This window comes from Maribacter arenosus (assembly GCF_014610845.1).
GTDB classification, from domain to species: domain Bacteria; phylum Bacteroidota; class Bacteroidia; order Flavobacteriales; family Flavobacteriaceae; genus Maribacter_A; species Maribacter_A arenosus.
Genome location: NZ_JABTCG010000001.1, coordinates 645,078 through 659,799 on the forward strand (window position 1 = coordinate 645,078; position 14,722 = coordinate 659,799).

Annotated in this window: 11 protein-coding genes; 5 read left to right on the plus strand and 6 right to left on the minus strand. The window is 41.0% G+C overall.

Annotated features, from left to right (window positions below; all coding sequences use genetic code 11):
- Positions 1-38: 38 nt before the first annotated feature.
- From HPE63_RS02885 to HPE63_RS02895, 3 genes are all read right to left on the minus strand, one after another.
- Positions 39-1,364, minus strand: a complete 1,326-nt coding sequence (locus HPE63_RS02885; RefSeq protein WP_188312717.1) for a dicarboxylate/amino acid:cation symporter — start codon at positions 1,362-1,364, stop codon at positions 39-41.
- Positions 1,365-1,425: 61 nt separating this feature from the next.
- On the minus strand, positions 1,426-2,490 hold the full coding sequence (aroC, locus tag HPE63_RS02890; RefSeq protein ID WP_188312718.1) for a chorismate synthase: 1,065 nt from the start codon (positions 2,488-2,490) through the stop codon (positions 1,426-1,428).
- Positions 2,491-2,547: 57 nt separating this feature from the next.
- On the minus strand, positions 2,548-5,460 hold the full coding sequence (locus tag HPE63_RS02895) for an FAD-binding and (Fe-S)-binding domain-containing protein (RefSeq protein WP_188312719.1): 2,913 nt from the start codon (positions 5,458-5,460) through the stop codon (positions 2,548-2,550).
- 86 nt (positions 5,461-5,546) lie between these two features.
- Here HPE63_RS02895 and HPE63_RS02900 point away from each other — a divergent pair, with 86 nt between their 5' ends.
- Positions 5,547-6,047, plus strand: a complete 501-nt coding sequence (locus HPE63_RS02900) for a hypothetical protein (RefSeq protein ID WP_188312720.1) — start codon at positions 5,547-5,549, stop codon at positions 6,045-6,047.
- 108 nt (positions 6,048-6,155) lie between these two features.
- Positions 6,156-7,286, plus strand: a complete 1,131-nt coding sequence (locus HPE63_RS02905) for a TlpA disulfide reductase family protein (RefSeq protein WP_188312721.1) — start codon at positions 6,156-6,158, stop codon at positions 7,284-7,286.
- 73 nt (positions 7,287-7,359) lie between these two features.
- Here the strand turns inward: HPE63_RS02905 and HPE63_RS02910 are convergent, their stop codons facing one another.
- Both HPE63_RS02910 and HPE63_RS02915 read right to left on the minus strand, forming a co-directional pair.
- The gene (locus HPE63_RS02910; RefSeq protein WP_188312722.1) at positions 7,360-8,991 is read right to left on the minus strand and encodes an LVIVD repeat-containing protein; all 1,632 of its coding nucleotides are present in this window, start codon (positions 8,989-8,991) and stop codon (positions 7,360-7,362) included.
- Positions 8,992-9,148: 157 nt separating this feature from the next.
- Complete coding sequence (locus HPE63_RS02915) at positions 9,149-9,799, minus strand: rhomboid family intramembrane serine protease (protein ID WP_188312723.1); 651 nt, start codon at positions 9,797-9,799, stop codon at positions 9,149-9,151.
- A 60-nt stretch (positions 9,800-9,859) separates the two neighbouring features.
- Here HPE63_RS02915 and HPE63_RS02920 point away from each other — a divergent pair, with 60 nt between their 5' ends.
- On the plus strand, positions 9,860-10,774 hold the full coding sequence (locus tag HPE63_RS02920; RefSeq protein WP_188312724.1) for a lysophospholipid acyltransferase family protein: 915 nt from the start codon (positions 9,860-9,862) through the stop codon (positions 10,772-10,774).
- Between the two features lie 114 nt (positions 10,775-10,888).
- Here HPE63_RS02920 and glmM read toward each other — a convergent pair whose 3' ends face one another.
- Positions 10,889-12,277 carry a phosphoglucosamine mutase gene (gene glmM, locus HPE63_RS02925; protein ID WP_188312725.1) on the minus strand — a complete coding sequence of 463 codons (1,389 nt, stop codon included), beginning with the start codon at positions 12,275-12,277 and terminating at the stop codon, positions 10,889-10,891.
- 94 nt (positions 12,278-12,371) lie between these two features.
- Here glmM and HPE63_RS02930 point away from each other — a divergent pair, with 94 nt between their 5' ends.
- Both HPE63_RS02930 and ggt read left to right on the plus strand, forming a co-directional pair.
- Complete coding sequence (locus tag HPE63_RS02930) at positions 12,372-12,956, plus strand: acyl carrier protein phosphodiesterase (RefSeq protein WP_188312726.1); 585 nt, start codon at positions 12,372-12,374, stop codon at positions 12,954-12,956.
- A gap of 30 nt (positions 12,957-12,986) precedes the next feature.
- A complete protein-coding gene (gene ggt / locus HPE63_RS02935; RefSeq protein WP_188312727.1) occupies positions 12,987-14,681 on the plus strand; it encodes a gamma-glutamyltransferase in 1,695 nt (564 codons plus the stop codon).
- Positions 14,682-14,722 lie beyond the last annotated feature (41 nt).

Here is a 14,722-nt window from a genome sequence, read left to right on the forward strand (position 1 = left end):
AACTTATAGCAAACCTTAAGGCGTGGCTATTTTCCCATCTATTTGACTTCATCCAAGTGGTCATCCCAATTCTCCACATGGGGTTCTCCCAACTTACCTACTGATTTGGCAACCACAGTGGCAACCGTAGCATCGCCGGTTACATTTACAATAGTTCTACACATGTCCAAGGGTCTATCGACTGCAAAAATCAAGGCCAAGCCAATCGCCAATTTATCGGCCGGGAAACCTACCGATTCCAAAACGATAACCAACATGACCATGCCCGCTCCAGGCACTGCAGCCGATCCAATGGAGGCCAATAAAGCCGTTAAGACGATGGTCAATTGTGCCCCAATACCTAGATGAAAGTCCAGGGCTTGGGCAATAAAGACTGCCGCAACACCTTGATATAGGCTCGTACCATCCATATTAATCGTGGCTCCCACCGGTAATACAAAACTGGAGACTTCCTTATCGACACCAATATGTTCCTCCACCCTTTCCATGGTTACGGGCAAGGTCGCAGCACTTGAACTCGTGGAAAAAGCCAATAATTGGGCTGGACTTATTTCTTTTAAGAACCAGAATGGATTTTTTTTCGCGATAGTCGAAATCACAATAGCGTAGAATACAATCATTAAAAACAATCCCAGCACCACTACACCTGCATACTTTAAAAGGGCCAAAAGTAAATCAGGGTCGCTTGAGGATACGACGACGCTGGCCAAAAGTGCAAAAACGGCGAAAGGTGCCGACAGCATGATCAAATCGACCATTTTCAATACCACATAATTGAGGGCGTCGAAGAATGCTTTAAGTGGCTTTGCCTTTTTTTCGCCAATCAATAACATAGAGATTCCCATGAAAATCGTAAAGAAAATAACCTGTAGCATTAATTTATTATCGCTCATGGCCATAATGGCGTTGTCCGGGACCATATCCTCCAAAAAGCTTAAGGGTCCCGCCTCTTTTTGTTTGGAGGCCTCGGCAATCTTGGAGGTTACCTCGCTATCATTGGCGTAGGTAGCGGTTAACTTATCTATAGTATCTTGCGAAATACCATCACCTGGTTGCAGGATATTGACCAAAATCAATCCGATCGAAATGGCAATAATGGTAGTGCAAATATAAATGAGTATGGTGCGTAAGCCGATGTTCTTGAATTTTGAAATATCCTTTAGGTCCGATATTCCCTTAATCAGGGAGGCCAATATCAAGGGTATTGCGATAAGTTTCAACAGTTTTACGAAAATAGTACCAAATGGTTGTATCCAATCGGCAACAAAACCCCTGCCCCAACTTATCTGCGTCATGGCAAATCCGAATAGGATGCCTAAGATCATCCCGATTAAAATCTGCCAATGCAATTCCATTTTCTTCATAAACCTAAATTTTGATTGGAATGGTAATATACCATTTTGTCGGGAATAGTCGAGGAAGCTTCTATAATTTAATGGTCCGCGCAAGCAAAGTATACTCTGCGAGTACCAACGCAGCCATGGCTTCCACAATAGGAACGGCCCTAGGAACCACACAAGGATCATGTCGTCCTTTACCTTTCGTTGTTACCTTATTCCCCTTTTTATCGATGGTGTCATAGGGTTGTATAACAGTGGCTACCGGTTTAAAAGCCACATTGAAATAGATATCCATCCCATTACTGATACCGCCTTGGATACCGCCGCTATGATTGGTTTTTGTACTGCCATCCTCATTGTACTGGTCGTTGTGTTCGCTCCCTTTCATTTTAACACCTTCAAAACCACTACCGAATTCAAACCCTTTTACCGCATTTATAGATAGCATGGCCTTGCCCAACTCGGCATGCAGTTTGTCAAAAACCGGTTCTCCCAAACCTATGGGTACGTTTTGGATCACACAGGTAATCACCCCTCCAATAGTATCGCCTTCTTTACGGATATCCTTTATATAATCTTCCATTTTTGCGGCCATTTCCGGATCTGGACAACGAACAGGGTTCGATTCGATCAACGAAAAGTCCAAATTCTGATAATCCTTATCCAACTTTAAATTTCCAACTTGGGAAACAAAGGCATTGATTTGTATCGTTGACAGGAATTGTTTGGCAATGGCCCCGGCCACTACCCTACTCGCCGTTTCACGGGCCGAACTACGTCCTCCTCCACGGTAATCCCTAAAACCATATTTTTTGTCATATACATAATCGGCATGGGAAGGCCTGTAGGAATCTTTGATATGGGAATAATCCCCCGATTTTTGATTTGTGTTATAAATAGCAAAACCAATGGGTGTACCTGTCGTCATTCCTTCGAATATGCCCGAAAAAAACTCTACGGTATCGGGCTCTTTCCGTTGGGTGACAATCGCTGATTGTCCGGGTTTACGCCGATTAAGTTCTTTTTGAATCGCCTCGAGGTCCAAGACGATTCCAGGCGGACATCCATCCAAAACCCCACCTATCGCCGCGCCATGCGATTCCCCGAAAGTGGTCAATTTAAAAAGGTTTCCGAAAGTATTCCCTGCCATGCTTTGTGTGTTAAATTATTTGAATCAAAGGTAAAAGTTAATTAATGGATTCAAAAATCAATTTACCAATGCGTTTTTTAATATTGATATAGGATGTTGGGCCTTCCTGCCCGTTCCATCATGAATCTGATGCCTGCAACTTGTACCATTGGCGGCGATAATGGTATTGTCATCACTCTTGCGTATGGCAGGAAATAATTTCAATTCGCCAATTTGCATGCTCACGTCGTAATGTTCTTTCTCATATCCGAATGAGCCAGCCATACCGCAACATCCGGAGCTTATGATCGATACCGAATAATTTTCGGGTAAGTTGAGAATATCAAAAGTTACCTTCTGGTTAGACAAGGCTTTTTGATGGCAATGGTTGTGAATCTTAATGGTTTTGGGTTCCTTGGTAAACTTATCCGCTTTAAGCGACCCCTTTTCGACCTCATTGGCCAAAAATTCCTCGATTAAAAAAGAATTTTTCGCTATGGCCGCTACTTCAGGGTTATTAGGCACCAATCTTTTGTATTCGTCCCTAAAAGACAAAATAGCCGAAGGTTCCAACCCGAGTACGGGAATATTTTGTTCCGCAAAAACCTTCAACGCCTTCACATTATCAAGGGCCAGTTGCTGAGCTTCTTTTAAAAAACCTTTCGACAAGTAGGTGCGCCCACTTTCTGCATAGAACAGCTGTACGTCATACCCCAATCTTGATAGAAGACCAATGGCATCAGTTCCCAAACCATTGTCCATATAACGCGTAAATTCGTCAATGAATAAAACAACTTTTGTTTTTGGCTTTAAATCTTGATTTATAATACTTTGAAGATATTTATCAAAATTTATACTTGAAACTTTTGGCATGGTGCGTTCCTTGGCCACACCTACTGATTTTTTCAAGAGTCCGCTTAAAAATTTAGAACCGTAAACTGCATTCGTAAGCCCGGCAACCTTACTGCCAATCCTATTCAACTTGGTGTTCTGTGCAAAGAGTTTACTCCGTAGCGAATACCCATTTTGCTCTTGATATTGGTATAAAAACTCCGCTTTAAGGGCAGCGACATCGACATTACTGGGACATTCACTGGCACAGGCCTTGCAACTTAGACAAAGGTCAAAAACCTCTTTCAATTCCTTTTGATTGAATTTATTGGATCCTTTTCCGGTGGTTAAAAATTCACGCAGCGCATTCGCCCTACCCCTGGTCGTATCCTTTTCATTTTTCGTGGCATGATAACTAGGGCACATTCCTCCATGTGCATGGTGCGTCTTACGGCAATCACCGCTGCCATTGCACTTCTCCGCGGCTTTTAGAATGCCTTCACTGTCGGAGAAATCCATTAAGGTTGAAATCTCTGGCTCAACCCTGTCCACTTCGTAACGGAGTGATTCATCCATAGGGTAGGCATCGACAATCTTACCTGGATTAAAGATTCCCTTGGGGTCAAAGTACCCCTTGATACGCCTTAATAGCGCATAATTGTTTTCCCCAATCATAAATGGAATAAACTCCGCCCGAACAATTCCATCCCCATGTTCCCCACTAAAGGATCCTTTATATTTTTTGGTCAAATGTGCCACGTCTGTAGTGATGGCCCGGAACAAGGCTACATCCTTTGATTTTTTCAGATTCAAGATAGGCCGTAAATGCAATTCACCTGCGCCGGCATGGGCATAATACACAGCCTCTTGTTTATATCCGTTCATTATGGCGGTAAATTCGCCAATGAAGTCCTTCAAATCCTCCAAAGCCACTGCGGTGTCTTCAATACAGGCCACCGCCTTCATATCGCCAACAATGTTACCCAAAAGACCTAAACCCGCTTTCCGGAGCTCAATCGCTTTATCAATCCCATCACCATATAAAATAGGGCTGGCATAACTTAGTCCTGACTTATTAATAGTCACAATAAGCTTTTTCAGCTCAATTTCAAGGGCATCCTTACTACTGGCCTTAACCTCTAACATCAATAAGGCTGCAGGATCACCTTCGACAAAAAACCGGTTCTCGAGCTGGGTTTTATTGTTCTTTGTACAATCCAAGATAACCTTATCCATCATTTCACAAAGGTGAAGACCATGGGCCATAACAGGCACCACATCACTCAAACAATCTTCCAAGGACTTATAATGTGTGACCACCATTGCCGAGAATTCGGGAGGAATTTCGTCCAATTGCAAAGTGATTTCCGTGGTAAAAGCCAAAGTGCCCTCACTACCGCTTAATAATTCACAGGCATTGAAATTTTCTTCCTGTCCGCCAAAGACATTGCTTTTCAATAATTCATCAATCGCATACCCTGTGTTTCTTCTATGGATTTCAGATTTAGGGAATTCATTTAATATTTCTTTTTGTATATCTTTGTTTGATAGTTCTTTATATATATTATTATAAACTCTTCCTTCAAGTGTTTCCAAGTTCGTTTTTTCGTGGAATTCTGCCTTTGAAAGCGATTTGAATTCAACTTCGGAACCATCGCACATAATGGTTTTCATCGAGACAACCTTATCCCTCGTCACCCCATATTGAATGGAGGTCGTTCCGGAGGAATTGTTACCTACCATTCCCCCTATCATACAGCGGTTCGATGTAGAAGTATTCGGCCCAAAGAACAATCCGTGCGGTTTTAGGTATTGATTGAGTTCGTCCCGAACGACTCCTGGCTGCACAGTAACCTGTTTTTTTTGGACATCAACACTTATTATTTGGGTAAAATGCTTTGAAACATCAACAACAATGCCATCTCCGACACACTGCCCGGCCAAGGAAGTGCCAGCAGCCCTGGGAATAAGGCCTATGTTGTTTTCAGATGCAAAAGCAATTAATTCTTTAATATCATGGGTATTCTTGGGAAATGCAACAGCCAAGGGTATTTTACGATACACTGAAGCGTCAGTAGCATACAAAGTGGTGCTTAAATTATCGTTCAGCAGGTCTCCAGTTAGCCTTTGTTTTAATAATTCTATGCTATTCTTGATCAATCTGGTATAATTTTGGCTGCTAAATTAAGATATTATTTACAGCCAAGTTAATATTCATTATTTTTACACCTCTAAAATTAAAACTTATGAAAATTTTAAAAACACTTACCTTAATTGCTTGTTTCACTTCATTTTCGACCGTTTTCGGTCAGGAAATTGCAGATCATGCCTTAGGCCTACGTCTTGGGGATAGTGATGGTTTTGGTGCGGAAATCTCTTATCAAAAATCAATTTCACAATACAATCGTTTGGAGGTTGATTTAGGGTGGAGGGATCATCGCTATTTTAACGCTTTTAAATTAACTGGAGTGTACCAATGGGTACATCAATTGGATGGCAATTTTAATTGGTATTATGGCGTTGGCGGCGGTTTAGGTAATGTCAGCTTTGACAATATCCCGAATAGTAGCTCGGACGATGACGGCTTATTTATCTTTGGGGCCGGCGACATAGGAATTGAGTACAACTTTGACATACCGCTTCTTATATCCTTGGACTTTAGACCCGAAATCGGATTGGTCGGATATGATGGTTTCTCGGATAATTTTGATTTTGATATTGCCTTAGGTATACGATATCAATTCTAGAACCCGGCTAATAAAGAAAAAACAAAGCCCTTAACAGTTGTTGGGGGCTTTTTATTTATGCGGACTTATAACTACATTTGCACATCAATAATATATATACATTTATAAATGAGAAATAGTTTTTTATCCTTAATCGCCTTAGGAATATTAGCCTCCTGTAATTCAAATCCGGCAGGTTATACGATTAATGGGACAATTACCGGTGAGGTTGCCGATGGCACTGAAGTTTATCTGAAAAAGAGCGATGATAATAATCGCCTAGTCGATATTGATACCGTTACGGTAACCAAAGGAACCTTCGTCTTTTCAGGCACTCAAGATCAGCCCGAAATGCATTATATTTTCGTGGATCAGCTGGGCGGATATGCCGCGGCGGTATTGGAAAATGGTGTTATAGAATTCTCTGCCCACAAAGACAGTCTTGGGTTTGCCCAGTCAACCGGGACCCCACAAAATGAGTTTCTACTTGATTTTCAAAAGAAATCTAGGAAAGTATCGCAACAGGCCATGAATATCCAGCAGGATATTAGAGCGGCTAACAACGCTCGGGACACGGTGTTGATCAATTCTTTGCAAGAAGAATTGAATGAGTTGCGCGATGAGTATGAAGTTTTTGAGATGGATTATATTAAATCAAATCCCAATGCCCTCATTTCGGCCCTGTTAATCGAGCGGGCCATCAATAACAGATCATCGGACGCTCAAGAACTTCAAGGGTTATATGATGGCCTATCGCCTGAAATCAAAGAAACCGAATCGGCCAAAAAGGTATTAAAAACGTTGGACGAGTTGAAAAAACGAGAGGCAAATTCCAAAGACACCAATGTAGGGTCAGTAGCACCTAATTTCTCTGCCCCCACGCCATCAGGGGAACTTTTGGCATTGAATGACATTAAGGGTAAGGCAACCCTTATCGATTTTTGGGCTGCATGGTGTAGACCCTGTCGTGCCGAAAACCCCAATGTGGTAAAAGTGTATAACAAATACCGCGGGAAAGGGTTGAGTATTATCGGCGTTTCTTTAGATAAAACTGCTGAAGCCTGGAAAAAAGCCATCGAAGAAGACGGGTTGGATTGGCACCATGTTTCGAACGTTGCCTATTTTAACGATGCCATTGCCAAACTGTATAATGTAGATGCCATTCCTGCCACTTTTCTTTTAGATGAAAACGGTGTTATCATAGCCAAGAATTTAAGGGGTCCTGCTTTAGAGGCCAGGGTTTCTGAATTGCTCAATTAAACCAAAAATCACTATTTAAAAACAAAGCCCTGACGTTACTACATCAGGGCTTTGTTCATTATAATACTAGTTCTTAAAACTTGTTCTTGGCATCCTCAAAGTTGCCTAATACCGATACTGAACCATTCCTCTGGACAGCCCCAAAAATAGTAACCACGGAGTCATCACCGATAAATTCGATGGTTGCACCATCATTGAGAATCAAATCACCATAAATGGTCAATTCTCCTTCCACCCTAAAAGTAGCTCCTGTATTTACAATAATGTTTTTTCGTTTATTATTCCTTCCAATCGTGAGTTTACCGTTCATTTCAAACAATCCATCACTATTGATGTTGCTGTCGTTATTCACCGTCCATGAACCACAAAGCAATAAGTTGCCATTGACCGAAATACTATTGAATCGCTTAGCTCCACTATACTCCATTGTCTCCCCTTGATTTACATTCAGGTTGGCACTACCGGAATATTTAGGCAAACTGGAACAGCGATTTTCAAGGGATGCGTCGGGTCTGTTCAATTTAATGACCTGCAGCCCTTGTTTTCCTGAGGCCGCAAATATATAATCACCTTTGGACTCTACGTAATTAATTGATCCTTCTAATTCAATAATACCTACAATGCCCATATCACCATCCTTATCTTCCGAAAGGCATAGACCGGATCCCCCATTAGCCATTAAAATAACTTCAGCATTGGTGGCAACGGCGTTTGTTTCACTCCATTCAGAAGTTCCATCCGTAAGGATTGGTAAATACTCGATCAATGAACCACTTAATACGCTATAGATTCCTGCGCCCTTGGCGCCTTCGGAAACAATCACCCTATCATTGTTAAAAGCTAGGGTTCTTTTGGTCCCTGCCCCAAAATCGGTATTAATCGCAATCTCTTTGGTGATGTTCAAATCATTATCCAAAATACTTACACCCTTACTGGCATCGAGCACTGCAAATTGATTATTGTTCAAGGATACCGAACGTAAGTCTTGGAACGGTGCATCTTTCACAATGGATAGATCCCTTTTGTCATAAACGGTTATTGACCCGTCCTTACCACTAGAAACTACCACACTAGTTGAGGTCACCTCAATATCGGTACTATTGAAACCCTCTTGAAAACCGTAAATAATTCCGGCATCAACATTCATTCGACCATCGGACACAGGTATTTTGGCCACAAAGGAATTTGATGTGGCTCTAATTGATTTTTCAGAATCAACGCCACCAACAGCATAAACATAGCCATCACTATATTCTATTGCATTTACATCTGCATTTGAATAATATAATCTTGAACTTACCTTTGGGTTAAGTGGATCACTGATATTAATAACATCGATAGCGCCTACATAACCATCCTCTACGGTGTTGTAGGATACATAGGCATAGTTACCGTCTAAATGTACGTGTGTAGCGGTCAAATTCTCTCCACCACTGAAAGTAGGTGGATCGATTTGGGCTACCAAAGTAAGTGGGTAATCCCCTGCCAATTGCTCTTTACCAGTCCTGGAAGATTTGCCGGTAATGATATCCTCATCGGCAATATCCAAAACCCCGGCATTATCGAGATCTATACTATTTTCAAGAATTTGTTGATTTTTTTCTAAGGATAGTTCATCCTGGGGGTCACTGAAAACTGTGGTTTCATCGTTACAAGAAGCTGTAAATAAGATAATTGACCAAAGTAGTAGGTATACTTTTTTCATTATTGTAATATGGTTTATTAGATTTGGGCTCTAATTAAACGTCAAAATTAGTCAAAGCTTATATTTCAACCCCTATTTTTTCGATGAAAGGTCAACAATAAACAGTAATCGAAAGGTATCTAGGGATTAGTTTGGGCGTATTTTATTGTGAGAGACGCTAAATTTTACCCAATTTCTCCATTATAAAAAGGATAACAATGGGAACGGCCAATAAAATGACCATCATAGTGTCGGTAACCAAAAGGTCGGGCTTGAAAACCAGCGTAGTGACATATCCCCCAATGGCCCCACCGAAATGGGCTGTATGACCAATGTTACCCAATCGTTTTTTCATGCCGTATATAGAATACAAAAGATAAGCAATGCCCAATACATAGGCTGGCAAGGGGATTGGGATGAACATGATGCCTAAACGCATATCGGGATGGAGCAAAATGGCCGCATACAATATCCCCGTGACTGCGCCACTGGCGCCCACAGCACTGTAAAAAGGTTCGTTTTTATGAAAGAAAAGGGCTAGTAAACTGCCCGCCACAAGACTGATGAAATATATACCCACAAATTTTATCGGACCAAACCAAGTGATTACCACATCGGCAAAAAAGTAGAGCGTAAGCATGTTCATTAGGAGATGGGACATATCTACATGCAAAAAACCAGAGGTCAGCATCCTATCTTTTTGCCCACCTTTGATTGCTCCTATACTAAATTTATAGCGTTCAAAAAATGGCATATCATTAAACCCTTTTAAGGAAGCGATTACATTGGCTGCAATAATGGCAATAGTTGCGATGTGGAGATTATACATGTGCTGAAGCATTATATTTCGTGCCAAATATAGCTATATTTGCCGTTTACTACGTAATTCATGCAGTTACTTGCCTTTATTTTCATCTACCCTTTGTTATGGATAATTTCTATCCTGCCCCATCGTCTCTTTTATGGATTTTCAGATCTTATTTATTTTTTGGTATATCGCATTATCGGATATCGTAAAAAGGTGGTTCGGGGCAACTTGGAGTTGGTTTTTCCCAACAAATCAAAAATAGAACTCGATGCAATAGAAAAGAAGTTTTATCATCATATGTGCGATATGTTCTTAGAAATGGTCAAGACCATGGGGTTGTCAAAAGAAGCGGTCAAAAAGAAATATGATGTTGTGAATATCGATGTGCTTTTAGAGATCGAGAAAGAGAAAAGTATCTTGCTGGTCTGTTCGCACTATGCCAATTGGGAATGGAATGTAAGCATTAATAATTATGTAAACTCCAAAGGTTATGCCGTATACCAAAAAATAAGCAACCCATATTTTGATAATTTGGTCAAAAGAATTCGAGCCAAATGGAACACCGTTTTAATAACACAAAAAGAAACGGTTAAAACCGTGGTGCGCAACCACCAAAATAATATAAGTGCTATTTACGGCATGGTTAGCGACCAATCACCGCAGGTTCACAGGGCCCAATACTGGAAAGATTTCATGGGAGTGAAAGTGCCTATATTCAATGGTGCGGAAACCTTGGCTCGAAAACTGGACTTAGCCGTGGTTTTTATTAAAGTAAGCAAAGTAAGACGAGGGTATTACCAAGCTGAATTTATTCCTATCACCTTGGCTGGAAAAAAAACGGAAAAAAATGAAATAACCGATAGATTTTTGGCACTTACCGAACAGCAGATCAAAGAACGTCCTGAGCATTATCTTTGGACACATCGCCGATGGAAACACAGGGGCAAGCCCCCCCATCAAAGTGCTAAAACTAATCGTTTAAAGGATAACCCCTGATAGCCGCTTACCCTTTATAATGAACCTGTCTCCAAACCTTGTTTTGAACATATTCTTAGGAATCTACTTATACATTAAAACAGTGAAGGTCATTTATTTTCAACCTTTAGACGTTCAGATACCTGCAATCCCCTTGATTTCGCCAATAATGCGATCCGCCAAACCATCAGCCTCATTTTGACTTTGGGCTTCGGTGTAAATTCGAATGATGGGTTCCGTATTCGATTTACGAAGATGCACCCAATTCTCGGCAAAATCGACCTTTACGCCATCAATGATTGAAATATCCTCATCACTGTATTTGATAGCCATCGCATTAAGAATGGCATCAACATCCAATTCCGGTGTTAATTGAATTTTCTTTTTACTCATAAAATAGCTGGGGTAACTATCACGCAATTCCTTTACGGTTCCTCCCCTTTCCGCCATCAGCATCAAAAACAAGGCGGTACCTACCAAAGCATCACGGCCATAATGGCTTTCTGGATAAATAATACCCCCGTTGCCTTCACCACCGATAATGGCTTTATTGGCTTTCATCTTGGTCACAACATTCACTTCACCAACAGCGGCTGCTTCATACGTGCCACCGTGTTTTTGGGTGATATCCCTTAAGGCCCTTGAGGATGATAAATTGGAAACGGTATTTCCCTTGGTCTTGCCCAGCACATAATCAGCACAGGCTACCAAAGTGTATTCCTCCCCGAACATTTCACCATCATTGCTAATAAAGGCCAAACGATCAACATCCGGGTCTACAACGATTCCGAAATCCGCTTTTTCTTGAACCACAAGTTTACAGATATCGCCCAAATGTTCCTTTAAAGGCTCTGGGTTATGGGGAAAATGACCTGTAGGATCACAATATAATTTAACCACTTCAACGCCCAAGGTTTCCAATAATTTGGGAATGGCGATGCCTCCGGTAGAATTGACCCCATCTACCACCACTTTGAATTTGGCTTTACGAATGATGTCGGCATCCACTAACGAAAGGTTCAAAACCTCATCGATGTGGATATCTATATAAGCATCATTTTTTGTTATACTACCTAAATCATCAACTTCGGCAAAATTAAAATGTTCCTTTTCTGCAATTTCTAAGATTTTAGCCCCTTGAGCCGCATCGAGAAACTCCCCTTTTTCGTTCAGGAGCTTTAGGGCATTCCATTGTTTAGGGTTATGGCTTGCGGTTAAAATGATACCGCCATCCGCCTTCTCCATAGGAACCGCAATTTCAACCGTTGGAGTTGTAGAAAGATCCAAATCAATAACATCGATACCCAACCCTATCAAGGTTGAAACCACTAGGTTTTGGATCATCTCGCCAGAGAGTCTTGCATCACGTCCAATGACAACTTTCAAATTTTCTTTTTTTGAATAGTCTTTTAACCAAACGCCGTATGCCGCCGCAAATTTGACCGCATCAATAGGTGTTAAATTGTCACCAGGTTGCCCACCAATGGTTCCCCGTATTCCCGAAATTGATTTTATTAATGTCATAATATGTTAAAAAGTTTTTGCAAATATAAAGTACTGATGCCAATCCTAACCTCCAAATTGGTAAATTCGACCTTATGAACTATTTTACAGTCGAATGAATTTTTTAGCCCATATTTACTTGTCTTTTGGTGATGATGAAATTGCGATAGGCAACTTCATTGCCGATAGTATCCGTGGAAATAAAATAGACCATTTACCACAACGCGTGCAAGATGGGGTCATTTTGCATCGTGAAATAGATACCTTTACGGACTCGCACCGTATCCCAAAACGAAGTAGCAAACGGTTACACAAAAACTACAGTCATTATAGTCGGGTAATCGTTGACATCTATTACGATCATTTCTTGGCTAAAAATTGGAAGAAATATTCCGAAACCCCCCTTAAGGTTTTTGTCAATGGATTTTATGATCTCCTCAAGGAAAATTATAGTATTCTACCTGATGGAGTGCAACGCATGATGCCCTATATGATTACCGATAATTGGCTTTATAACTATTCAAAGATGGAAGGAATTGATAGGGTTTTAAACGGCATGAACAGAAGGACAAAAAACAGGTCGAATATGAATTTTGCCATTTTGGATTTGGAAGATCATTATACTGAATTTGAAAAGGAATTCACTTCATTTTTTGATGAACTAATTGTTTTCTCGAAACATAAATATATTTCATTATAATTTACATATCAATAAGTTAACAAATTTAAAATGAAGCATTTGTTTAAATATGGTATTCTTTTGGTTTTACTGTCCACCCTTGTACAATGCAAGAAGCATTCGGCTAAACCCACCGGTTTGGTCACTAAAAATGCCATGGTGGTTTCCGCCCGTGAAGAAGCTTCCGTCATTGGTGCTGAAATACTTGAAAAGGGCGGTAATGCCTTCGATGCCATGGTAGGCACTGAACTGGCTTTAGCTGTGGCCTATCCTTTCGCCGGAAATCTTGGGGGAGGCGGATTTATGGTATACCGCAAGAACAATGGGGATGTTGGGGCCTTGGATTATCGCGAAAAAGCTCCCCTATCGGCCCATAAAGACATGTATTTGGATTCTTTGGGCAATGTCATAGAGGGTAAAAGCACCAAAGGGGCAACCGCTGTTGGTGTGCCGGGAACCATTTCAGGGATATTCGAAGTGCACGAAAAATTTGGAAGCCTTCCGATTGAAGATATCCTAAGTCCTGTTATCGCATTGGTCGAGCGGGGCGTCATTGTAACCGAAAAGCAGGCACTTCGCCTTGAATATTATAGAGAACAAATACTTGAGGTAAATGGTGATAACACTTTGTTTTTCAATAGCTGTAATGTAGGTGATACATTAAAATATCCTGCGTTGGGGAATACTTTAAGGCGTATTGCAGAGAATGGACGTGATGAATTTTATAAAGGGGAAACTGCTAAAAAACTTGTTTCCTTTATTCAGGAAAAAGGCGGTTATGTCACACTGGAGGACTTAGAAAAATACGAAGCAATATGGCGACAGCCCATTATTTTTAAATATAAGGATTTGCGTATCATTTCCATGAGCCCACCAAGTAGTGGGGGTGTTACCATGAACCAAATCCTTAAAATGATAGAACCTTACGATATTTCAAGTTTTAAGCATAATTCCACTAAAGCCATACAATTATTTACCGAAGCCAGCCGTAGGGCCTACGCTGATCGCAATTACTATTTGGGAGATCCTGATTTTGTTGATATTCCATTGGATGTGCTTTTGAGTCAGAAGTACTTGACCGAGCGAATGGCGGATTTTACCTTTGATCAGGCTACGTTATCATCTGATATAGAACGGGGCAATATTCAAATATCGGAAAGTTCGGAGACAACCCACTACTCCATCGTTGATCAAGAAGGTAATGCGGTATCGGTTACCACCACCTTAAACGGGGCCTACGGTTCCAAATTGTATTGTGACGAACTGGGCTTTTTCCTGAACAACGAAATGGATGACTTTAGTGCCAAACCGGGAGTACCCAATATGTTCGGACTCATAGGTGCGCAGGCGAATAGTATTGCCCCGGAAAAACGGATGTTAAGTTCAATGACACCTACTATTGTGGAAAAAGACAATAAACTTTGGCTTGTAATTGGTAGTCCTGGTGGGGCGACAATCATTACGGCCGTGACCCAAACCATTCTTAATGCGTATGAATTCAATATGAGCATGCAAGAAGCTGTTGATGCCCCTAGATTCCATCATCAATGGTTGCCAGATCATATTGTTTTTGAAACTGAAGGATTTTCCACTAGTTTAAAAAACTCATTAAAATCCAAAGGATACAACATCAATGAAGATCGCACCCCTATCTTGGGTAAAGTCGATGCTGTACGAGTATTGCCCGATGGGAGATTGGAAGGTGGGGCGGATTATCGTGGTGATGATACCGCCGTTGGTTTTTAATTCTTGAAGAGATAATTTCCTAGAACTTTGTAAAAAATAAT

What these genes read in the sequence shown, in the direction of transcription:
- aroC (WP_188312718.1), bottom strand. Translation starts at nt 2,490, where the DNA reads ATGGCAGGGAATACTTTCGGAAACCTTTTTAAATTGACCACTTTCGGG.
- HPE63_RS02885 (WP_188312717.1), bottom strand. Translation starts at nt 1,364, where the DNA reads ATGAAGAAAATGGAATTGCATTGGCAGATTTTAATCGGGATGATCTTA.
- HPE63_RS02930 (WP_188312726.1), top strand. Translation starts at nt 12,372, where the DNA reads ATGAATTTTTTAGCCCATATTTACTTGTCTTTTGGTGATGATGAAATT.
- glmM (WP_188312725.1), bottom strand. Translation starts at nt 12,277, where the DNA reads ATGACATTAATAAAATCAATTTCGGGAATACGGGGAACCATTGGTGGG.
- HPE63_RS02910 (WP_188312722.1), bottom strand. Translation starts at nt 8,991, where the DNA reads ATGAAAAAAGTATACCTACTACTTTGGTCAATTATCTTATTTACAGCT.
- HPE63_RS02905 (WP_188312721.1), top strand. Translation starts at nt 6,156, where the DNA reads ATGAGAAATAGTTTTTTATCCTTAATCGCCTTAGGAATATTAGCCTCC.
- HPE63_RS02920 (WP_188312724.1), top strand. Translation starts at nt 9,860, where the DNA reads ATGCAGTTACTTGCCTTTATTTTCATCTACCCTTTGTTATGGATAATT.
- HPE63_RS02900 (WP_188312720.1), top strand. Translation starts at nt 5,547, where the DNA reads ATGAAAATTTTAAAAACACTTACCTTAATTGCTTGTTTCACTTCATTT.
- ggt (WP_188312727.1), top strand. Translation starts at nt 12,987, where the DNA reads ATGAAGCATTTGTTTAAATATGGTATTCTTTTGGTTTTACTGTCCACC.
- HPE63_RS02915 (WP_188312723.1), bottom strand. Translation starts at nt 9,799, where the DNA reads ATGTATAATCTCCACATCGCAACTATTGCCATTATTGCAGCCAATGTA.